This is a genomic window from Mycobacterium neumannii, assembly GCF_048452905.1.
In the GTDB taxonomy this organism is placed as follows: Bacteria; Actinomycetota; Actinomycetes; order Mycobacteriales; family Mycobacteriaceae; genus Mycobacterium; species Mycobacterium neumannii_B.
In genome coordinates, this window is record NZ_JBCGVF010000002.1 from 146,349 (window position 1) to 167,113 (window position 20,765).

The window sequence follows — 20,765 nt, forward strand, 5'->3', positions numbered from 1 at the left end:
AGTGAGTACGGCGACCACGCCGGACACCGGCGCGCGGCGGGGCATCAACTTAGCGCTGGCCACCTGGGTCTCGGCCATCAACTTCTGGGCATGGAACATGATCGGCCCGCTCTCGACGACGTACGCGGGCGATCTGTCGCTGAGCAGCTCCGAGGCCTCGATGCTGGTGGCCACACCGATCCTGGTGGGCGCGCTCGGGCGGATCGTCGTGGGTTCGCTGACCGACCGGTTCGGCGGGCGCGCATTGTTCATCGCGATCTCTTTGGTCTCGATCATCCCGGTGCTGGCGGTCGGCGCCGCGGGGTCGGCAGGCTCGTATCCGATGCTGCTGGTGTGCGGCTTCTTCCTGGGCATCGCAGGCACGATCTTCGCCGTCGGCATTCCGTTCGCGAACAACTGGTATGACCCCTCGCGCCGTGGATTCGCCACCGGGGTCTTCGGGATGGGCATGGTGGGCACCGCGCTCTCGGCGTTCTTCACGCCCCGGTTCGTCGGCTGGTTCGGCCTCTTCCCCACCCACGTGATCATCGCGGTCGCGTTGGCGATCACCGCGGCGCTGTGCCTGGTGTTGATGCACGACTCACCGACCTTCGCGCCCAACACCGATCGGGTGATGCCCAAGCTGAAGGCAGCGGCCAAACTCCGCGTCACCTGGGAGATGTCGTTCCTGTACGCCATCGTGTTCGGCGGGTTCGTCGCGTTCAGCAACTATCTGCCCACCTACATCAAGACGATCTACCACTTCTCGGCCGTCGACGCCGGCGCGCGCACGGCAGGGTTCGCGCTCGCCGCCGTCCTAGCACGTCCGGTCGGCGGGGCGCTGGCCGACCGGATCGCGCCGAAGTACGTCGTGCTGGGTTCCTTCGCCGGCACCGCGCTGATGGCGCTGATCGCCATACTGCAACCGCCGCCGGACGTGTGGTCGGCCGCCACCTTCATCGCGCTGGCTGTATTCCTCGGTATCGGCACCGGCGGCGTGTTCGCGTGGGTGGCTCGCCGCTCACCTGCGAAGTCCGTCGGCTCCATCACCGGAATCGTCTCGGCCGCAGGTGGTTTAGGCGGATACTTCCCGCCGCTGGTAATGGGCTCGACCTATGACTCGGTCGAGAACGACTACTCGGTCGGTCTGATCCTGCTCGTGGTGACCGCGTTGATCGCGTTCGCCTACACCGCACTGCGGCTGCACGCTCGTGAGCCGCAATCGAAGGAGGCCCCACGGTGACGATCACCCCGCCCCACATCGGCGGCCCGATCGAAGAACTGCTCGAACGCAGCGGCCGATTCTTCACTCCCGGTGAGGCTTCCGACGACGGGCGAACCATCCACCGCCGCGGCGGCCGCGAAGGCGACATCTTCTACCGCGACCGGTGGAGCCACGACAAGGTGGTCCGCTCCACGCACGGCGTCAACTGCACGGGCTCGTGCTCGTGGAAGATCTATGTCAAAGACGGCATCATCACCTGGGAAACCCAGGAGACCGATTACCCGTCGGTGGGACCGGACCGGCCGGAGTACGAGCCTCGCGGCTGTCCGCGCGGTGCGGCGTTCTCCTGGTACACCTACTCGCCGACGCGAGTGCGTTACCCGTACGCGCGTGGCGAACTCGTCCGGATGTACCGCGAGGCGAAGTCGCGTCTGTCGGATCCGGTGTTCGCATGGGCCGATATCCAGAACGACCCCGAACGCCGCAGGCGCTACCAACGGGCAAGAGGCAAAGGCGGTCTGTTGCGGGTCAGTTGGGCCGAGGCGACCGAGATGATCGCCGCGGCCCACATACACGCGATCAAACAGTACGGGCCCGACCGGATTGCGGGGTTCTCCCCCATCCCCGCGATGTCGATGGTCTCCTTCGCCGCGGGTTCGCGGTTCATCGAACTGCTCGGCGGCGTGATGACGTCCTTCTACGATTGGTATGCCGACCTACCCGTGGCTTCCCCGCAGGTCTTCGGTGACCAGACCGACGTACCGGAATCCGGCGACTGGTGGGACGCCTCATATCTGATGATGTGGGGTTCAAACGTGCCGGTCACCCGTACGCCGGACGCGCACTGGATGACCGAGGTGCGCTACCGCGGCACGAAGGTCGTCAGCGTCAGCCCCGACTACGCCGACAACACCAAGTTCGCTGACGAGTGGATGCCATGCGCCGCGGGCACCGACGGTGCGTTGGCCATGGCGATGGGCCACGTCGTGCTCTCGGAATTCTTTGTCAAACAGCGCGTTCCGTTCTTCGTCGACTACGTCCGCAAGTTCACCGACCTGCCGTTCCTGGTCAAGCTCGAAGACCGCGACGGCAGGCTCGTTCCCGGGAAGAACCTGACCGCGGCCGACCTCGGCGGTGAAGCGGCGGCGCAGGAGAATGCGGCCTTCAAACCGGTGCTGCTCGACGGCGCGACCGACTCCGTGGCCGTACCGCAGGGCTCACTGGGATTCCGCTTCGGCGACGACGGCGTCACCAAGTGGAACCTCGAACTGGGTGATCTCGTACCGGCGTTGACGGTGCTGTCCGCGGAGGGCGGGGAGACCGCCGAAGTGGCGTTACCGCGATTCGACACCTTCGACGGCCACGGCGAGACATTGGTCCGCGGCGTGCCGGTGCGACGGGTCGGCGAACACCTGGTGTGCACGGTGTTCGACCTCATGCTTGCGCAGTACGGCGTGGCCCGGCCAGGCCTACCCGGTGACTGGCCGACCGGCTACGACGATCCCAAGCCGTACACCCCCGCCTGGCAGGAGTCGATCACCGGAGTGGCTGCATCACAAGCCATTCGGATCGCCACCGAGTTCGCCCGCAACGCCGAGGAGTCCGGCGGCCGGTCGATGATCATCATGGGCGCCGGAATATGCCAATGGTTCCACGGCGATGCCACCTACCGGGCGGTGCTGGCGTTGGTGTTGCTCACCGGCGCGATGGGTCGCAACGGCGGCGGCTGGGCGCACTATGTCGGGCAGGAGAAGTGCCGCCCGGTCACGGGATGGTCGGCGCTGGCGATGGGCACCGACTGGTCGCGGCCGCCGCGACAGATGCCGGGCACCTCGTACTGGTACGTCCACACCGATCAGTGGCGTTACGACGGCTACCGGGCCGACGCGCTGTCCAGTCCTCTGGGCCGCGGCCGGTTCCGGGACCGCCACACCATGGACGTGCTCGCCGCATCCACAGCCATGGGCTGGAGCCCCTTCTATCCGCAGTTCGACCGCTCGAGCCTCGACGTGGCCGACGAGGCCCGCGCCGCCGGTGAGGACATTTCCACCTACGTCACCGAGAAGCTCGCCGACGGCGGGCTAAAACTGGCCGTCACCGACCCGGACAACCCGTCGAACTGGCCCCGGGTGCTGTCGGTCTGGCGCGCCAACCTGCTGGGCTCGTCGAGTAAGGGCAACGAGTACTTCCTGCGTCATCTGCTCGGCACCGACTCGAACCTTCAGGCCGAGCCGACGCCGGAGGCGGTGCGGCCCAACGATATATCGTGGACCGACGACATACCCGAGGGCAAGCTCGACATGTTGATGTCGATCGACTTCCGAATGACGTCGACGACGTTGCTGTCCGACGTGGTGTTGCCCGCCGCCACCTGGTACGAGAAGCACGACCTGTCCAGCACCGACATGCACCCCTACGTGCACGCGTTCAACCCCGCCGTCGACCCGCCGTGGGAAACCCATTCCGACTTCGAGGCTTTCGGTGCGATCGCCCGGGTGTTCAGCGGGCTCGCGGCCAAACATCTGGGTGTGCGCACCGATGTGGTACTCGGCGCGATGCAGCACGACACTCCCGGCGCGATGGCGTATCCCGGTGGTGTCGAGCAGGATTGGCGCACCGACGGGAGCATCCCGGTACCCGGTAAGACCATGGGACCGATCGCCGTGGTGGAGCGTGACTATCCGGCGATCGCCCAGAAGTGGGCGGCGCTGGGGCCGCTGGTCGAGAAACTTGGGCTGACCACCAAAGGTGTCACCGTCCGACCCGACAAGGAGGTCGATGAACTCGCGGCCAAGTTCGGTGTGATGAGCTCCGGTCGCGCAGAAGGCCGTCCGGCGATCAACACCGCCGAACGGATGGCCGAGGCGATCCTGGCACTGTCCGGCACCAGCAACGGCCGGCTGGCCGTCGAAGGGTTCCACGAATTGGAACGGCGGACCGGGCGTCGACTGGTCCATCTGGCCGGCGGAAGTGAGGAGCGCCGCATCACGTTCGCCGACACCCAGGCGCGGCCGGTTCCGGTGATCACCAGCCCGGAGTGGTCGGGCAGCGAGACCGGTGGGCGCCGCTACGCGCCGTTCACCATCAACATCGAGGAACTCAAACCGTTCCACACGCTGACCGGCCGGATGCACTTCTACCTGGACCACGACTGGCTGGAGGAACTCGGCGAGCAGCTGCCGGTCTACCGTCCGCCGCTGGACATGTCGCGGCTGTTCGGCGAGAACGCGGTGGGTGACCACGACGGTGTGGCGCTGACGGTGCGCTACTTGACCCCGCATTCGAAGTGGTCGATCCACTCGGAGTATCAGGACAACCTGTTCATGTTGTCGCTGTCGCGCGGCGGGCCGACGATGTGGATGAGTCCGGCCGACGCGGCGAAGATATCGGTGCGCGACAACGACTGGGTCGAGGCGGTGAACCGCAACGGTGTGCTGGTGTGCCGTGCGATCGTGTCGCATCGGATGCCCGAGGGCGTGGTGTTCGTCTACCACGTGCAGGAGCGCACCATCGATGTGCCGCTCAGCGAGACCACCGGGAAGCGCGGAGGTATCCACAATTCGCTGACCCGGCTGCTGATCAAGCCGAGCCATCTCGCAGGCGGGTACGCGCAGATGGCGTTCGCGTTCAACTATCTCGGTCCGACCGGCAACCAACGCGACGAGGTGACCGTGGTGCGGCGTCGCAACCAGGAGGTGGTCTACGAATGAGAGTCATGGCGCAGATGGCGATGGTGATGAACCTCGACAAATGCATCGGCTGCCACACCTGCTCGGTCACCTGCAAACAGGCATGGACCAACCGGCCCGGCACCGAGTATGTCTGGTTCAACAACGTCGAAACCCGTCCGGGCCAGGGTTATCCGCGGACCTACGAGGATCAGGAGCGGTGGCGTGGCGGATGGATACGCGACCGCAGGGGTCGGTTGAGGCTGCGCGACGGCGGACGGCTGAGCAAGCTGTTGCGGATTTTCGCCAATCCCAAGATGCCCAGCATCAACGACTACTACGAGCCGTGGACCTACGACTACGAGAACCTGACGAACGCGCCGTTGGGTGAGCACATGCCGGTTGCCCCACCCCGCAGCTTGATCAGCGGTGAACCGATGAAGGTTCAGTGGTCGGCGAACTGGGACGACAACCTCGGCGGCTCACCGGAGATCGTGGCCGGAGATCCGGTGCTGCAGAAGGTGAACGACCAGGTCCGCCTCGAACTCGAGCAGACGTACATGTTCTACCTGCCGCGGATCTGCGAGCACTGCCTGAATCCCTCGTGCGTCGCGTCGTGCCCGTCGGGGGCGCTCTACAAGCGATCCGAGGACGGCATCGTGCTCGTCGACCAGGACCGCTGCCGCGGCTGGCGGATGTGTGTGTCCGGATGTCCCTACAAGAAGGTTTATTTCAACCACAAGACCGGCAAGGCCGAGAAGTGCACGTTCTGCTACCCGCGTATCGAGGTCGGGCTGCCGACGGTGTGCTCGGAGACCTGCGTCGGCCGGTTGCGGTATTTGGGCCTGGTGTTCTACGACGTCGACCGGGTGCTCGAGGCGGCGGCGACCGAGAAGGACACCGACCTCTACGAGGCGCAGAAGTCGATCATCCTGGACCCGCACGATCCCGAGGTCATCGCCGGCGCCCACGCGGAGGGCATTTCCGAGGAGTGGATCGAGGCCGCCCAGCGCTCGCCGGTGTACGCACTGATTCACCGCTATCAGGTTGCGCTGCCACTGCATCCCGAGTACCGGACGATGCCGATGGTCTGGTACATCCCGCCGCTGTCCCCCGTGGTCGACGCGGTCGCCCGCGACGGCCATGACGGTGAGGCGCTCGGAAACCTGTTCGGCGCTTTGGAAGCGCTGCGCATTCCGATCGAGTACCTCGCCGGGCTGTTCACGGCCGGGGACACCGCGGTGGTCGAAGGCGTGCTGCGGCGGCTTGCCGCGATGCGGTCCTACATGCGCGACATCAACCTGGGCCGGGAGACCCAGCCCCACATCCCGCAGGCGGTCGGCATGTCCGAGGAGCAGATCTACGAGATGTACCGGCTGCTGGCACTGGCGAAATACGAAGAGCGCTACGTCATTCCGACCGCCTACGTCGCTGATGCGCACGCCCTCGAGGCGCAGGCGCTCGAAGAACCGGGTTGCTCGCTGTCGTTCGAGGGCGGACCCGGCATGTACGAGTCGGGGCCGTTCGGCGAGGCCAGCGGCGGCCCGGTGCCCGTCGCGGTGGAGAGCTTCCATGCGCTGCACCACCGGCAGACCAGTGAGGGCATCGCGGTCACCGAGTCGCGCCCGTCGCGGGTGAACCTGCTCAACTGGGACGGCAGGGGCGAACCCAGCGGGATCTTTCCCGAGCGGAGCGCCGACCGATGAAACTGCTCAGGAGCAGACGGGAGTCGACCCTCGAGCACCGCCTCGTGTGGCAGGCGGCCGCCTTGCTGTTGACCTATCCGGACGACCAGCAGGCCGAGCGGCTGGCCACCGTCGAGGAACTGCTGGCGCACCTTCCCGCCGCGACCGCAGACCTCCTGGCCAGCACGATCGCGGCGTTGCGCACCAAGGACCCGATGCAAGCACAGGTCGACTATGTGGACACCTTCGACATGCGAAGGCGCACAACGATGTACCTGACGTACTGGACGGCGGGCGACACTCGCAACCGCGGCAACCACATGCTGGCGTTCGCTCGCACCTACCGGGAGGCGGGCGTCAGCCCGCCGGAACGCGAGGCCCCCGACTACCTGCCCGTGGTACTCGAGTTCGCCGCCACCGTTGACCCCGCGGCGGGGCGGCGCCTGCTCGTCGAGCACCGGGCCCCGATCGACCTGCTGTTTGATGCGTTGCAGCAGTCCGAATCCCCGTACGCACACGCCGTGGCCGCCGTCTGCGAAACGCTTCCGGCCCGTAGCGAGCAGGACATCCAACGGGCTCGACGACTGGCCGCCGCCGGACCGCCCGCCGAATCGGTTGGTCTACAACCGTTTACGTTGACCGTGCCGCCACGACGCGCACAAGGAGGTTGACATGTCGGGCTGGGAGATCTTCTGGGACGTGGTGCCCTACGTGACGTTGGCGATCGTCGCGGTCGGAATCTGGTGGCGGTACCGCTACGACAAGTTCGGTTGGACCACCCGTTCGTCGCAACTGTACGAATCACGGCTGTTGCGCATCGGCAGCCCGATGTTCCACTTCGGCATCCTGGTGGTGATCGTCGGACACATCATCGGTCTGGTGATTCCCGAATCATGGACCGACGCAATCGGACTCAGTGATCACGCTTACCACATCCAGGCGATGGTGCTCGGCGCGATAGCCGGCGTCACCACGCTGACGGGTATCGCGCTGCTGGTGTTCCGCCGCCGCACCACCGGGCCGGTCTTCCTCGCCACCACCGCCAACGACAAGGTGATGTACCTGGTCCTGGTGATGGCGATCGTGGCGGGCCTCGCGTGCACCCTGATCGGTGCGACCCCCGTCGGCGCCGAACACGACTACCGGCAGACGGTGTCGCCCTGGTTCCGGTCCATCTGGATGCTGCAACCGCGCGGCGACCTGATGGCCCAGGCGCCGCTGTGGTTCCACATCCACGTGATCATCGCGCTGGTGCTGTTCTGCCTGTGGCCGTTCACGCGGCTGGTCCATGTGTTCAGCGCACCCATCGGCTACCTGTTCCGGCCCTACATCGTCTACCGCAGCCGTGATGTCATCGACAAGGGTGAGCTGGTCGGTTCGCGCCCGCACCGCCGCGGTTGGTGACCTGCGGTCGGGAGCGTGTCAACCCGATGCGCCGTGAACCAGCACGCAGCACCGGCCTTCTGAAGGGTTGAGCTCCGCGCGCGCGTCGGGCGCTGAACTGCCGTCGATCACACCCTCGACGAGCTGGAGGTTCAGCCCGCAGACCACCTCCAGGTGGTCCTTCGCCACCGAGTGAAACGGGCAGTTGCGCAAGGTGATACAGCCGTCGGCATCCGACTGGGGTAGATAACCGCAGTCGCGCAGCGCGACCACCACGTCACCGTCGGCGGCGACCGCGGCCTGGCGCCCGGTTTCGCGGGCGGCCGTGCCCAGGGCCGAGCGCACCGCGCCTCCGGCATCCTGCTCGATCGACGAGACCAGCAGCCGAGCGAGCAGCAGATAGTCGCGCGGTGGAACGCTGACCACGATCTCCTCCGCGGTCCTGGCGTAGAGCTTGGCCGGCCGTCCGGCGCCGGGACCGCCACGGCCGGCGGGGCGCTGATAGCTGACGGCCAGCAACCCACCGTCGGCGAGCTTGTCCAGGTGATACGCCGCCAGGGTGCGGCCGATGCCGACCGCCGCGGCGGCCGCCTCCCTGGAGACCGGCTCGTCGCGCTCAACGACGAACTCGTACAGCCGACGGCGAATCGGATCGTCCAGGCTGGTCAACGCCGCCAAAGAGGCGGGGTCGGCGAACTGCGAGACCACGCCGAAATTCTATCACTAAAAACTCTTGACAAACCGCGGCAAAGGGTGTGCTCTAAAAGACATAGTATTTATTTATAGAAAGGAACGGCGCCATGACCACCTCGAATGCGCCCTCAACCGACCACTCGGCGAGCCCGCTGCTGCGCGTCCGCACCGATTCCGTCTACGCGGCCTACCTCATTCTGCGGATCGGGTTCTCGGTTCTGCCGATCGTGATGGGCCTCGACAAGTTCACCAACGTGCTGACCGACTGGGAGGGTTACCTCGCGCCGTGGATCGTCGACATCAGCCCGCTCACCGCGCACCAGACGATGTTGATCGTCGGCGTGGTCGAGATCGTGGCCGGCATCGCGGTCGCGGTCAAACCGCGATACGCCGCGTACGTCGTCGCCCTCTGGCTCGCGGGCATCATCGTCAACCTGGTCACCTACCCCGGGTTCTACGACGTCGCGTTGCGCGACTTCGGCCTACTGCTGGGCGCGTTGACGCTGGGCCGGCTGGCCTCGGTGTACGACGCGCCGCTGCACACCCGCGCTACGCGTTGAGATACATAACCCGCAGCTGATGGTGAGCGTGGCACGAGCTCGGATGTCCGCCGAGCTCGTGCCCACACTTGATTGCACCGGTTTTGGCCCTGCGCCAGGGACTTTGGTCCTCGAAGCAACATGCCTTCGACCCGCGACGACCGCGGCCGGCCGTTCCTACACTGCGGCCATGACCTATGTGATCAGCAGTGCGTGCGTGGACGTGATGCACAAGTCCTGTGTGCCCGAATGCCCGGTCGATTGCATCTACGAAGGCGCGAGGTCGCTTTACATCAATCCCGACGAGTGCGTGGACTGCGGCGCGTGCAAGCTGGCGTGTGAAGAGGGCGCGATCTATTTCGAGACCGATCTGCCCGACGACGAGCGCGGCCACCTCGCCGATAACGCCGCGTTCTTCACCGAGGTCCTGCCGGGCCGCGATGCGCCCCTGGGTTCGCCGGGTGGCGCCGCAAAACTCGGCGCGGTCGGTGCCGACACACCCCTCGTGGCGGGCATGCCGCCGCGCTGATCACGGCGTCGGACTTGGGCTTGGTGAAGTAGGGACCTAAGGCCCTACTGCCACATCCGCCGGTCGCCGACAGTAAGGGTATGGAGCAGCTCACCACCCTGGACGCCGGATTCCTACACGCCGAAGACTCCGACCCTCACGTGAGCCTTGCGATCGGGGCGATCGCCGTGCTCGCCGGGCCGATGCCCGAATTCGACTCGCTCGTCGCCGATCTCACCGAACGCGTGATGGCCGTCCCGCGCTTCCGGCAGATACTGCGCACCCATCCACTCGACCTCGGCGCACCGGAGTGGGTGGAGGACGCGGGAGTCGACGTCTCCCATCACATCCGTCGGGCGGCGCTGCCCCGGCCCGGCGACGATGCCGCGCTGTTCCGCTGGGCCGCCGAAGTGATGGAGCGGCGACTGGACCGCGAGCGGCCTCTGTGGGAGTGCTGGGTCGTCGACGGCCTGGCCCACAACCGGTGGGCGATTCTGATGAAGATCCACCACTGCATCGCCGACGGGGTCGCGGCCACGCATCTGCTTGCCCATCTGTGCGACGAACAGGGCACCGAGGCGTTCGCGACGGCGCTCAGCGGTGCTCAACCAAAGGCGAAACCCTGGCGCCTGCCGGCTCTTTCGCTCAATCCGGTCGATTGGATGGCATCCGCGTGGCGGACGTCTCGCGACATGACCACCACCGCGACCCAGGCGCTGCACGGGGCCGTCGAGATCGCCGGCGGGCTGCTGCGGCCGGCATCGCCGTCGTCGCTGACCGGTCCGGTGACCGATATGCGACGCTACGCCTCTGTCGAGGTTTCGCTGCCGGAAGTGCACCACATCTGTGAGCGGTTCGACGTCACGGTCAACGATGTCGCGCTGGCTGCGATCACCGACAGCTTCCGCACCATCCTGCTGCGTCGCGGTGAGAACCCCGGGCGCACGTCGCTGCGCACCCTGGTGCCGGTGTCGGTGCGGTCCGCCGATGCGGCGGGCGAACCCGACAACCGGGTATCGGTGATGTTGCCCTACCTCCCCGTCGAGAAGGACGACCCGATCCAGCAGTTGCAAACTGTGCACGCACGACTGGGCAAGTCCAAGGCGAGCGGACAACGCGAGGCCGGAAACCTCTTCGTCACCGCGGCCAACGCGATTCCGTTCCCGCTGACGGCGTGGGCGGTTCGGACCCTGACCCGGCTTCCCCAGCGCGGCATCGTGACACTGGCCACGAATGTGCCCGGCCCCCGCAAGCGGATACGGCTCAAGGGGCGCGAAGTCATTCGGCTGCTGCCGATTCCCCCACTCGCACTTCGGCTGCGAACCGGCATCGCGATCCTCAGCTACGCCGACCACCTCGGGTTCGGCATCATCGGCGATTACGACGCCGCACCCGATGTCAACGAACTCGCCGACGGCATCCAGCGCGCCGTTACCCGACTGGCCGACCTGAGCAACGGACACTGGCGTTGCACACCGGTCGGCACCCTCGCTCTGGTCCAAGGAGGCTGATGACGATGACCAAAGGTCAAGAACTGGAGACCCTCAACCGCAGGCAGTGTCTGGACCTGCTCGGCGGCGTACGGGTGGGCAGGCTGGTTTTCACCGAGGACGCATTGCCCGCGGTGCAGCCGGTGAACTTCCGGCTCTGGCATGACGACGTGGTGATCCGGGTCGCGGGCGGACCGAAGTTGGCGGCCGCGACCGACAACCAGGTCGTGGCCTTCCAGGCCGATGAGCTCGACGCGGACCTGCGGACCGGTTGGAGCGTCACCGTCGTCGGGCACGCCGAACCAATCACCGACGTCGACGAATTGGTGGAGTTGTCAGGAACATTCCTGCAGCCGTGGGTCGACGGTCGCCGGGACCACTTCGTGCGGATCCGCACCGAGAAGATGACCGGCCGCCGGTTTCGTGAACGCGGCCTCCCGCAGTACCGGAGCACCGACCATGATGCCGTCACATCTTGAGACCGCGAGGCCGGCCATGCCCACGACGATCGACATCGAGGTCGTCGTCACCGCGGTCGAGTTGGCGTGCCGGGCCCCGTCCCTGCACAACAGCCAACCGTGGCGATGGGTGATCGGCAAGACCACGATCGAGCTGCATGCCGACCGCTCCCGGGTGATCCGCTCGGCCGACAGCTCGGGGCGTGAAGCCCTGATCGCCTGCGGTGCAGCGCTCGACCACTTTCGCGTCGCGATGGCCGCCGCCGGCTGGGACACCTCGGTCGAGACGTTCCCTGACCCGGACAGGCCCGAGCATCTCGCGTCGGTCCACGTCTGCGCCCCGGCGCCCGTCACACCGAGCGCACGGAACCGCGCCGACGCCATCCTGACCCGCCGCACCGACCGTCTGCCGTTCCGGGCGCCCGACGATACCCTCGACGTCGTGCTGTCGAGCCGACCCGAGGGAACCTTCGTCGACACGCTGCAGGCCCCAACGCATCTCGAGCTGGCCGAGGCGTCCCGGCTCACCGAGTCGCTGCGTTCGCACGACGATCGCTACCACGGCGAATTGCAGTGGTGGACCGCGCCTTTCCGGCTCTCCGAAGGCATTCCGCCCAGCGCACTGGTGTCGGAGTCCGAACGGCGGCGCGTGGGCGTCAACCGGAGCTTCCGGCCCAGCGGTCACCTCGACCGCCGAGGCGGAACCGCGCTCGACGAGGCGGACATCGTCGTGCTGTCGACGCCGGCGGACACCCGCGAGGACGCGTTCACCAGTGGTCAGGCGCTGTCGACGATATTGCTCGACCTCACGGCCGCCGGATTGGCGACCTGCACGATGACACATCTCACCGAAGTGGAGGCCGGACGCGACGCCATCCGCCGGCTGACGGGACGCGACGCGGTCCCCCAGGCCTTGATTCGGGTGGGCAAAGCGCCGACGATCGAAAACACGCCGGCACCGACACCGAGACGGTCGGTGCGGGAAGTGATGGAGATTCGCCGCTGAGGCGCTGATCGGAAGGGCTCACATGGTCACGGTCTTCCTGGTCGACGACCATGAAGTCGTCCGCCGCGGACTGGTCGACCTGCTCGGGTCGGACCCCGAACTCGCGGTGGTCGGCGAGGCTGGATCGGTCGCAGAGGCGATGGTCAGGATCCCCGCGGTCCGGCCCGATGTCGCCGTCCTCGACGTCCGGCTTCCCGACGGCAACGGAATCGAACTGTGCCGCGACCTGCTGTCCGATCTCCCCGACCTGCGCTGCCTGATGTTGACTTCGTACACCTCCGACGAGGCCATGCTCGATGCGATCCTGGCAGGCGCCAGCGGGTTCGTCATCAAGGACATCAAGGGCATGGAGCTCGCGCAGGCGATCAAGGATGTCGGCGCAGGCAGATCGCTTCTCGACAACCGCGCAGCGGCGGCGTTGATGGCAAAGTTGCGCGGCTCGGCCGACCGCAAGGATCCCCTCTCCGGGTTGACCGACCAGGAGCGCACGCTGCTCGGGTTGCTCGGCGAAGGCCTGACCAACAGGCAGATCGCCGCACGGATGTTCCTGGCGGAGAAGACCGTCAAGAACTATGTATCGCGGTTGCTCGCGAAACTCGGTATGGAGCGCCGGACGCAGGCCGCGGTGTTCGTGTCCAAGTTGGACCGCCAGCAAAACTAGTCCAACCACTCCACCACATCGGCAAGCGCGCGCCGCGGCGTGGACGGGAGCGGATCGGCGTTCACCGGCGCCCAACCCACGCGCAACAGCATCTGGGGGTAGCCGTAATCGCCGAAAACGTCCTCCCGCAAGGCTTCCCGGGTCTCGACGATCTCCAGCGGTTCGGTCACCGGACAGCTCGCCAGGCCCAGCGCGGTCGCCGAGAGCAGGACGAGACTGCATGCCTCACCCGCGCGCAGCCGCGCCAACGGCGTGTCGTCCTTGGTTCCCAGCGCCAGCACCGTCGCCGAGTCGTCCTCGGGTGACGCGTCGGGCGGCTGGGCCAGGGCGGGACCGGCGAAGTGCCTGGCAGGTATCGCGGCGTGGGGATCCGACAGCGGGGTGTTCCTGGCAGGCACACCGGCCACCGACGCATGCCGTCCGCTCCATGCGGTCAGCTCGCGCAGATACGCGCCGTCGGCGGCGTGCTCCCGGACCGCTTGCGCCACAACATGTTGCAGCTTGGGCAGCTGTGCGACTTCCCTGAGCATGACGCCGTAACGCGCCGCCCTCGCGCCCATCAAGGCGATGTCGGCCTCCGGGACGGACCAGGAGTTGTAGAGGCGACGGTCGGTGCGGCGCCTCGGGATCGCCGCCGCCAGAACGATGTCGAGTTCGCCTGCCGGCTGAGGGCTCAGCTCGATGGCGGCTAGGTGCTGCGGTTCTGCCGGGTTGGGGAACCGGTGGACCCGGGCGTGCCAGCCCAGCGCCGCCAGCGCGACGACGGCGTGGTGCAGGGCGATCCCACAACTGAGGTGCAGGTCGCGGCTGTCCGGATCGGCATTGGGTAGCCGGCGGTCCAGATCCGCGTACAGGTGCAGGCTTTCGTCGCCCACCCGCCACAGCCACGGCTGCGAGTTGTGGATGGACGGCGCCCTGGTTGCCAGCGACAACGCGGTTCGCACGGTGTCCCGGTCGGGGAAATGAGCGTTCATGGCGGTCCTGCTCTCCTGCGTCAGTGTTCTTGTATCCACAGTGGCCGCAAGGCGGGGTCCGCAGCTAGTGACGAAGGTCCCCGATGCGAGGGGACGAGGTCGGCAGTCAGCCGGCGATCGACAGCGCGATGCCGTCGAGGATGTCGTGCTCGCTGACCGTCAGCTCCTCGATACCCGCCCGCTGTTGCAGCGCGGCCGCCAGCTCTTCGACGATGATCGCCCCGCCGCCGATGACGTCGACGCGGCCCTCGTGCATCGGCCCCAGCTGCGCGCGTTGGGCTCGCGGCATCGCGATCAGCTCCTCGCACACGTTCAGCAGTTCGCCGAACCGAACGCGGGACAGGTGAATGGCATCCGAGTCGTAGACGGGCATCTTCTGCGCCAGCGCCGACAGCGTGGTCATGGTGCCTGCCACGCCCACCCAGGTGCGGGCCTGTTCGACGGGCACCGCCCGAAACGCCTCGTGCAGCCCCTCTCGCACCACGTCACGCGCCGCGGTGATCTCCTCTGCGGTCGGCGGGTCCGAGTGCAGGCAGCGTTCGGTGAGCCGGACACATCCGATGTCGGCCGAATAGCCTGCGGTCATCTCGTCGCTACCGAGCACCACTTCGGTCGATCCGCCGCCCAAGTCGACGACCACGAAAGGCGCTGCCGCCGAATCCAATTCGCCGACTGCACCGTTGAACGACAACGCGGCCTCCTCGGCGCCGGTGATCACCTCGGCGACCGCACCGGGCACGACGGCACCCAGCACCTCGGCCGTCATCGCGAAGAAGACCTCGCGGTTGGCGGCATCCCTGGTCGCCGAGGTCGCCACCATCCGGACGTCGTCGACGCCGTGGTGGCGCATCAGCTCGGCGTAGTCGGCCAACGCCGACTCCGTGCGCGACAGTGCCTCCGGCGCGAATTGTCCTGTGGCGTCGACACCTTGACCCAATCGGACGATGCGCATCTCGCGGTGCACGTCGGCCAACTTGCCATCGACCTGGTCGGCGATCAGCAGGCGGATGGAGTTGGTACCGCAGTCAATCGCACCGACCCTACTCATGGGCCCACCTTTCCGGATCGATGATGCCTTCCATCGCGGGATCGTCGGCCAGCGCCGCAAGCGCTTCATCGCCGAACGGATTGAGGCCCGGGCCCTTCGCCAGCGAGTGGGCGATCAGCACGTGCAGGCACTTGACCCGGTCCGGCATGCCGCCACCGGAGAACGTCGTCCCGAGAGGTTCGATCGCATCGCGCTCGGCGAGATAGGACTCGTGCGCCTTGCGGTACGCCCGCGCCAGATCCGCGTCGATCTGCAGCCGCTCGGTCATCTCTCGCATCATGCCCGACGATTCCAGCCTGCTCGCGGCGGCGGTCAACACCGGGTGGGTGAGGTAGTACAACGTCGGAAACGGCGTGCCGTCAGGCAGTTTCGGCGCGGTCTTGACGACGCCGGGCTCACCGTTTGGACACCGGTAGGCGATCTGGAGAACACCGCGCGGCGCGCGTCCGAGCTGGCGCTCGACGGCGTCGAGGTCTGCGGGGTCAACCACCGGGAGCGGGCGGGGCGGGAGTCGGCGGTGGGGGCGCACCGGGTGTGGTCGGTGGCGCTCCGGGCATTGGACCGGGTGTGATCCCATGCGGCTCATCGGCGATCGTGTGCCACAGCGCGGTGTACCACGGCTGACCGCGGTTGACGGCTTCTGGTTCCTGATCGGGTGTGCCGGGCACCACCGCGCCCGGAGGCAGCTGCACCTGATACGGAATCTCACCGGGCATCACGAAACCGAGCCGTTCGCGGGCCTGGGCGGCGATGAACACCGGGTCGGACAGCTTCACCTTCTGCTGTTCGAGCTCGGCGATCTGGGCCCGCAGTTGCTGTTCGGTCGCTCTGAGTTGCTTCATCTCCGTGCGCTGTGCGAAATAGGTGCGGACCGGCCCGGCGATCGTCAGCGTCAGCACGCACACCACCACCGCGAGGATGGCCGCGCGCCGGGCCGCGGACCCGAACCGTTGCTCGGACTGTTGCTCGGCCGATTCCGCGATGGCGCGCCGGATGACGACGCCGGTTTCCTGGGATTTGGTCGGGGCATCGGCCGCTGCCTCGGTCGCGGGCCGCGAGTCGGTGGTACGTGCCTCGCGGCGTGCGGCGACCCGCGGACGACCCTTCCCCGCACCGCCTGCCTTGCCCGACTTCCCGGGTCGGGAGGTCGGTGACCGGCGCTTGGGGTCGGGCCGTTTCGCTTCGGGCACGGGCCGTTACCGGGCTATCTGGCTTCCATGGCGAACCGCGGGAAGGCGAGGTCGCCGGCGTAGCGGGCGGCGTCGCCGAGGTTCTCCTCGATGCGCAGCAGCTGGTTGTACTTGGCGACGCGCTCACTGCGGGCCGGCGCGCCGGTCTTGATCTGGCCGCTGCCCACCGCAACCGAGAGGTCCGCGATCGTGGTGTCCTCGGTCTCGCCGCTGCGGTGGCTCATCATCGTGCGGTAGCCGCTGTTGTGGGCGAGCGCCACCGCATCGAGCGTCTCGGTCAGCGTGCCGATCTGGTTCACCTTCACCAAGAGCGCGTTGGCGGCGCCCTTTTGGATGCCGTCCTCGAGTCGCTCCGGGTTGGTGACGAACAGGTCGTCGCCGACGAGCTGCACGCGGTCCCCGATGGCCGACGTCAGCGCGACCCAGCCGTCCCAGTCGTCTTCGGAGAGCGGGTCCTCGATCGACACCAGCGGATAGGCGTCGAGCAGACCCGCGTAGAAGGTGCCCATCTGCTCGGCGGTGCGCACCTCGTTCTCGAACTTGTAGCCCTGCCCGTCGGCGTAGAACTCGGTCGCGGCCACGTCGAGGGCGAGCGCGACGTCCGAGCCCGCCTTGAACCCGGCGGAGTCGATGGCCGACAGGATCAGGTCGAGCGCGGCCGTCGTGCCCGCCACGTCGGGAGCGAATCCGCCTTCGTCGCCGAGACCGGTCGCCAGGCCCTGGGCCTTGAGCACCGACTTCAGCGAGTGGTAGACCTCCGCACCCCAGCGCAGCGCCTCCTTGAACGACGCCGCACCGATCGGCGCGACCATGAACTCCTGCACGTCGACTCCGGTGTCGGCGTGTGCGCCGCCGTTGAGGATGTTCATCATCGGCACCGGGAGGATGTGGGCGTTCGGGCCGCCGAGGTAGCGGAACAGATCGAGGTCGGCCGCATGGGCCGCCGCCCTGGCCACGGCCAGCGAAGCGCCCAGGATCGCGTTGGCGCCGAGCCGTGATTTGTCGGGTGTGCCGTCGAGGTCGAGCAGCGCCTGGTCGACGAGGCGCTGGTCGTCGGCCTGCAGCCCGATGATGGCCGGGGCGATCTCGTCGAGCACGGCCTCGACCGCCTTCTCGACGCCCTTCCCGCCGTACCGTGAGCCGCCGTCGCGGAGTTCGACGGCTTCGTGCTCACCCGTCGAGGCGCCCGACGGCACGGCGGCGCGGGCGAACGACCCGTCGCCCAGCAGGACCTCAACCTCGACCGTCGGGTTTCCCCGGGAGTCGAGGATCTCTCGGGCTCCGACCTGATCGATAGTGGGCACTGGCGTCTCCTTGGTGTCCTCGGTGGGGGCGAGATGTTTTCGCGTCAACCGACGAGCCTAGAGCCTTCCTGTTCGGCAGGCGTGTCTAGAGGGGGTGCCCGTTGGCGTAAGCAGTCGCCCAGTCCCGCACCGTCCGCGCGTACTGGTCGGAATGGTTGTAGGCGCGCAACGCGTTCATCCATCCGCGCGGGGTGGCCAGGTCCTTGCCGGTCCAGCACAGGTAGCCCGCTGCCGACAGCGCGGCGTCGTCCATGTTGTCGGCGCTGACCTGCCCGTCGTTGTTGGCGTCGACGCCGTAGTGGCCCCACGTCTCAGGGATGAACTGCATCGGGCCCATCGCGCGGGCATGCTTCGAGTCGCCGTCATGGCTGATCGCGGAGTCGTCGAAGATCTCGAGGTTGCCGTTGGTGCCGTCGAGCCACACCCCCCGAATGGGTGGTTCGACGTCGCCGTTCGCGCCGATCACCGCGCCGCGGTAGGTGCCGTGATGGCTTTCCACCTGGCCGATCCCGGCCAGCGTCGTCCAGGCCAGCTTGCAGTCCGGGTTCTCCACCTCCGCCACCCGGGCCGCATAGGCGTACGCCTCGAGCGCGGCGACCGGGATACCCAGCTTGGGAGCGCGTTCGGCCGCCCATTCGTGAAGCTGATCGGCGGGTCGACCCTTGGCGTAGGTGTCGATCTGAGGCACCGGGTCGCCCGGTGGCGGCGGCACGCCCTCAGGGATGGGCGTCCCGAGCTGCCACGAGCAGCTAGAAGCCAAGAGCAGCGCCGTCGCTCCTAGAACGGCGACAGCACGCAGCCAACGCACCGGCGACACCAAACTCCCTCAACCAACTTCGGTCGCTGCCCATGGTCCCACGTGTTCGGGACGTCGCGGCTCAGCGTCGGGAGCGATTCGGGTGCACAAATTCTTCACGGGGTCAGGACGCCGAATCGGCCACTTCGGCCTCAGCAGCCTCATCTGCCACCTCTGCCTCTGTGGTCTCATCGGCGTCGTCGTTGGTCTCATCTGGTTCCATCGCGTCGGCCTCGCCGTCTGTTTCGTCCCCGCGGTCGGACGGCCAGTGCGCGCGCCACTCGGCTTCGGTCACGGCGCCGAGCGAGCTGGCGTCGAGCTCCTCGGGCACATCGTCACCGCGACGGTCGACGGCGATCGCCCGCTCCGCGCGTCGCACCGTATCCATGAACTCCAAAACAGCCGAACGCAAAGCGTTCTCGGCATCGCTGCCCACCGCCACCGTCACCGACGTGACCGCGTGGGGAATCAGGTCCGCAGGCAGTCCAGCGGCGCTCACGCGCTCAATCACCTTCTGCGCCAACGCCAAAGCGGGCTGAGCGGTCGGCACGTCGTCCATCGCGGAATGCGCCCGCTTCGCCTTCTTCTCCAGCGCCTTGCGCTCCTCCCACTGGGCGAGCTGGTCGTCCAGCGAGATCGGCTCCCCGGCGAGCACCGCGGGTACGCGGTTGCCCAGCTTGCGTACCAGCGCATCGGCGACGTCGTCGATGCCGAACGAGTTATGTGGTGCTTCTTCGGCGATGCGGGCGTGAAAAAGCACCTGTAGCAACACGTCTCCGAGTTCGTCGCGCAGCGCGTGAGCGTCACCGCTGTGCACGGCGTCGAACACCTCGTAGGTTTCCTCGAGCAGGTAGCGGCGAAGCGAGTCGTGCGTCTGTTCGCTCTCCCACGGCCCTGAGGTGCGCAGTTTGTCCATCATCGCGACGGCGTCGACAAGGCGTTCGCCCGGAGCGGCCTCGGGCGCAGAGATCACCCTGTCCCCGGCCGCCAACCGCGCCTTGACCGCGGGGTGCTCGGGGTCCGAGGACAGCAGCACCGGCGCATCCTCACCCTCGTAGGCGGGCCGCGCCGAGGGCAACGACCAGGGCACCTTGATCGGCATCTCCTCGGTGTACTGGACGTCGCCGGCCAGCAGGTCGATCGCGTCGATCGGGATCAGGGACGGGCGCCGGGGGTCAACCAAAACGACGGTCATCGGGTTACACCCCCTCACGCCTTCTGATGGATCCGCTGATCTCGGTTATACCAACACCTCGTCGAACGCCGAAGTCGGCGAACCTGGCTGCCCGCTTTCGAGCGCCCCCGACCGGCGATGGCCGCCCTGCCGGGCGGCAGGACGGCCATCGTGTCCGTATCGGATGCTCAGGACACCGGCTCGAACGGCTCATCCGGGAGGACCCAGTGACCCGGCTTCTCATCAAAGAACGGGTTGACGATCCCCTTCACATCCGGAAGCTTCTTCAGCTGCCCGGGCGGAATTCCGTAGAACGGATTGGGAACCCCGTTGATGAACGGCGAGTTCTTCAGCTGCCCCGGCGGGATGTGCCCGTGCGGGAGCTTGAAGTAGTCGTCCACCTCAGGGAACTGCACCTCAGGCAGCTCCACATCGGGAGCGTTCACCCGCGGAACATCCACATCGGGCAGGTTCACCCGCGGAACATTCACATCGGGAACGTTCACGCTCGGAACGTTCACATCCGGCACGTTGACGCTCGGAACGTTCACATCGGGCGCATTCACACCAGGAACGTTCACATCGGGCACATTCACACCAGGAACGTTCACATCCGGCACATTGACCTCGGGAACCGGGATCGGAGGCGGCTGCGGCAGGTCCGGTTGGGCCTGCGCGAGCCCCGCGCTCAAACCGAGCGCGCCGAGCCCGAGTGCACCGGTCATCGTGGTGGTCACAGCCATCTTCTTGAGATTCATGTTGAACTCCTTCGCCTTGCGTCACCGCGACGCGCACCAACCAGGTCGGTGCGATCGCGTGATGTTCGGTTTAGGAAATTGCTTGACCACCTGTGTCAGGTGATCGACGCCCCCGGATTGGACGACTTCCCTCGGTTCAGAAGGCAAGCAACACCTTGACCCCCCGACGTGTATGTCGGATCAAGCCGCCGCGGCGTTATCAGCGGTGGCCGATTCGAATTGGTCC

19 protein-coding genes and 1 pseudogene are annotated in these 20,765 nt (G+C 67.1%); 11 read left to right on the plus strand and 9 right to left on the minus strand.

What is annotated here, in order from left to right:
* Position 1: 1 nt before the first annotated feature.
* The 5 genes and pseudogenes from AAHH99_RS05340 to narI all read left to right on the plus strand — a co-directional run.
* Complete coding sequence (locus AAHH99_RS05340; RefSeq protein ID WP_418767736.1) at positions 2–1,222, plus strand: nitrate/nitrite transporter; 1,221 nt, start codon at positions 2–4, stop codon at positions 1,220–1,222.
* Positions 1,219–4,914, plus strand: a complete 3,696-nt coding sequence (locus AAHH99_RS05345; protein WP_418767737.1) for a nitrate reductase subunit alpha — start codon at positions 1,219–1,221, stop codon at positions 4,912–4,914. Before AAHH99_RS05340 ends, AAHH99_RS05345 begins: the two co-directional genes overlap by 4 nt.
* The gene (narH, locus tag AAHH99_RS05350) at positions 4,911–6,578 is read left to right on the plus strand and encodes a nitrate reductase subunit beta (RefSeq protein WP_418767738.1); all 1,668 of its coding nucleotides are present in this window, start codon (positions 4,911–4,913) and stop codon (positions 6,576–6,578) included. Before AAHH99_RS05345 ends, narH begins: the two co-directional genes overlap by 4 nt.
* Positions 6,575–7,228, plus strand: coding sequence for a nitrate reductase molybdenum cofactor assembly chaperone (narJ, locus tag AAHH99_RS05355; RefSeq protein WP_418767739.1), 654 nt, complete (start codon positions 6,575–6,577; stop codon positions 7,226–7,228). The genes narH and narJ overlap by 4 nt, the downstream gene beginning before the upstream one ends.
* Positions 7,227–7,961, plus strand: a pseudogene (narI, locus tag AAHH99_RS05360) (respiratory nitrate reductase subunit gamma); the annotation flags it as partial. The gene narJ and the pseudogene narI, both read left to right, overlap by 2 nt.
* A gap of 18 nt (positions 7,962–7,979) precedes the next feature.
* Here the strand turns inward: narI and AAHH99_RS05365 are convergent.
* Positions 7,980–8,648: a helix-turn-helix transcriptional regulator gene (locus tag AAHH99_RS05365; RefSeq protein WP_418767740.1), complete on the minus strand. Its 669-nt coding sequence runs from the start codon at positions 8,646–8,648 to the stop codon at positions 7,980–7,982.
* Positions 8,649–8,740: 92 nt separating this feature from the next.
* On the opposite strand from AAHH99_RS05365, the gene AAHH99_RS05370 reads away from it, so the two are divergent.
* The 6 genes from AAHH99_RS05370 to dosR all read left to right on the plus strand — a co-directional run bounded on the left by AAHH99_RS05370 (position 8,741) and on the right by dosR (position 13,295).
* On the plus strand, positions 8,741–9,193 hold the full coding sequence (locus AAHH99_RS05370; RefSeq protein WP_418767741.1) for a DoxX family protein: 453 nt from the start codon (positions 8,741–8,743) through the stop codon (positions 9,191–9,193).
* A gap of 169 nt (positions 9,194–9,362) precedes the next feature.
* Positions 9,363–9,701 carry a ferredoxin gene (gene fdxA, locus AAHH99_RS05375; RefSeq protein WP_418767742.1) on the plus strand — a complete coding sequence of 113 codons (339 nt, stop codon included), beginning with the start codon at positions 9,363–9,365 and terminating at the stop codon, positions 9,699–9,701.
* Between the two features lie 80 nt (positions 9,702–9,781).
* On the plus strand, positions 9,782–11,191 hold the full coding sequence (locus tag AAHH99_RS05380) for a WS/DGAT/MGAT family O-acyltransferase (protein ID WP_418767743.1): 1,410 nt from the start codon (positions 9,782–9,784) through the stop codon (positions 11,189–11,191).
* A gap of 5 nt (positions 11,192–11,196) precedes the next feature.
* Positions 11,197–11,649 (plus strand): pyridoxamine 5'-phosphate oxidase family protein, encoded by a 453-nt coding sequence (locus AAHH99_RS05385; protein WP_064419068.1) that lies wholly within the window; start codon positions 11,197–11,199, stop codon positions 11,647–11,649.
* Positions 11,650–11,665: 16 nt separating this feature from the next.
* On the plus strand, positions 11,666–12,634 hold the full coding sequence (locus tag AAHH99_RS05390; protein WP_418767744.1) for an Acg family FMN-binding oxidoreductase: 969 nt from the start codon (positions 11,666–11,668) through the stop codon (positions 12,632–12,634).
* A 22-nt stretch (positions 12,635–12,656) separates the two neighbouring features.
* Complete coding sequence (gene dosR, locus AAHH99_RS05395) at positions 12,657–13,295, plus strand: hypoxia response regulator transcription factor DosR/DevR (RefSeq protein WP_418767745.1); 639 nt, start codon at positions 12,657–12,659, stop codon at positions 13,293–13,295.
* Here the strand turns inward: dosR and AAHH99_RS05400 are convergent.
* From AAHH99_RS05400 to AAHH99_RS05435, 8 genes are all read right to left on the minus strand, one after another.
* Positions 13,292–14,269: an Acg family FMN-binding oxidoreductase gene (locus AAHH99_RS05400; protein ID WP_418767746.1), complete on the minus strand. Its 978-nt coding sequence runs from the start codon at positions 14,267–14,269 to the stop codon at positions 13,292–13,294. The genes dosR and AAHH99_RS05400 overlap by 4 nt on opposite strands.
* A 106-nt stretch (positions 14,270–14,375) precedes the next feature.
* Positions 14,376–15,317, minus strand: coding sequence for an exopolyphosphatase (locus AAHH99_RS05405; protein ID WP_418767747.1), 942 nt, complete (start codon positions 15,315–15,317; stop codon positions 14,376–14,378).
* Entirely contained in the window at positions 15,310–15,807 is a 498-nt protein-coding gene (locus AAHH99_RS05410; protein WP_418767748.1) for a DUF501 domain-containing protein, read from the minus strand. Before AAHH99_RS05410 ends, AAHH99_RS05405 begins: the two co-directional genes overlap by 8 nt.
* The gene (locus AAHH99_RS05415; protein ID WP_418767749.1) at positions 15,800–16,507 is read right to left on the minus strand and encodes an FtsB family cell division protein; all 708 of its coding nucleotides are present in this window, start codon (positions 16,505–16,507) and stop codon (positions 15,800–15,802) included. Before AAHH99_RS05415 ends, AAHH99_RS05410 begins: the two co-directional genes overlap by 8 nt.
* Before the next feature lie 14 nt (positions 16,508–16,521).
* A complete protein-coding gene (gene eno, locus AAHH99_RS05420; protein WP_064426978.1) occupies positions 16,522–17,811 on the minus strand; it encodes a phosphopyruvate hydratase in 1,290 nt (429 codons plus the stop codon).
* 85 nt (positions 17,812–17,896) lie between these two features.
* The gene (locus AAHH99_RS05425; protein WP_418767750.1) at positions 17,897–18,628 is read right to left on the minus strand and encodes a lytic transglycosylase domain-containing protein; all 732 of its coding nucleotides are present in this window, start codon (positions 18,626–18,628) and stop codon (positions 17,897–17,899) included.
* A gap of 103 nt (positions 18,629–18,731) precedes the next feature.
* On the minus strand, positions 18,732–19,802 hold the full coding sequence (locus AAHH99_RS05430) for a nucleoside triphosphate pyrophosphohydrolase (RefSeq protein WP_418767751.1): 1,071 nt from the start codon (positions 19,800–19,802) through the stop codon (positions 18,732–18,734).
* Between the two features lie 167 nt (positions 19,803–19,969).
* Positions 19,970–20,539 (minus strand): hypothetical protein, encoded by a 570-nt coding sequence (locus tag AAHH99_RS05435; RefSeq protein ID WP_418767752.1) that lies wholly within the window; start codon positions 20,537–20,539, stop codon positions 19,970–19,972.
* Positions 20,540–20,765 lie beyond the last annotated feature (226 nt).

Excerpts from the sequence above, each read along its gene's own strand:
- narH (WP_418767738.1), top strand. The coding sequence starts at position 4,911 with ATGAGAGTCATGGCGCAGATGGCGATGGTGATGAACCTCGACAAATGC.
- narJ (WP_418767739.1), top strand. The coding sequence starts at position 6,575 with ATGAAACTGCTCAGGAGCAGACGGGAGTCGACCCTCGAGCACCGCCTC.
- AAHH99_RS05370 (WP_418767741.1), top strand. The coding sequence starts at position 8,741 with ATGACCACCTCGAATGCGCCCTCAACCGACCACTCGGCGAGCCCGCTG.
- fdxA (WP_418767742.1), top strand. The coding sequence starts at position 9,363 with ATGACCTATGTGATCAGCAGTGCGTGCGTGGACGTGATGCACAAGTCC.
- AAHH99_RS05380 (WP_418767743.1), top strand. The coding sequence starts at position 9,782 with ATGGAGCAGCTCACCACCCTGGACGCCGGATTCCTACACGCCGAAGAC.
- AAHH99_RS05385 (WP_064419068.1), top strand. The coding sequence starts at position 11,197 with ATGACCAAAGGTCAAGAACTGGAGACCCTCAACCGCAGGCAGTGTCTG.
- AAHH99_RS05390 (WP_418767744.1), top strand. The coding sequence starts at position 11,666 with ATGCCCACGACGATCGACATCGAGGTCGTCGTCACCGCGGTCGAGTTG.
- dosR (WP_418767745.1), top strand. The coding sequence starts at position 12,657 with ATGGTCACGGTCTTCCTGGTCGACGACCATGAAGTCGTCCGCCGCGGA.
- AAHH99_RS05400 (WP_418767746.1), bottom strand. The coding sequence starts at position 14,269 with ATGAACGCTCATTTCCCCGACCGGGACACCGTGCGAACCGCGTTGTCG.
- AAHH99_RS05405 (WP_418767747.1), bottom strand. The coding sequence starts at position 15,317 with ATGAGTAGGGTCGGTGCGATTGACTGCGGTACCAACTCCATCCGCCTG.
- AAHH99_RS05430 (WP_418767751.1), bottom strand. The coding sequence starts at position 19,802 with ATGACCGTCGTTTTGGTTGACCCCCGGCGCCCGTCCCTGATCCCGATC.
- AAHH99_RS05435 (WP_418767752.1), bottom strand. The coding sequence starts at position 20,539 with ATGAATCTCAAGAAGATGGCTGTGACCACCACGATGACCGGTGCACTC.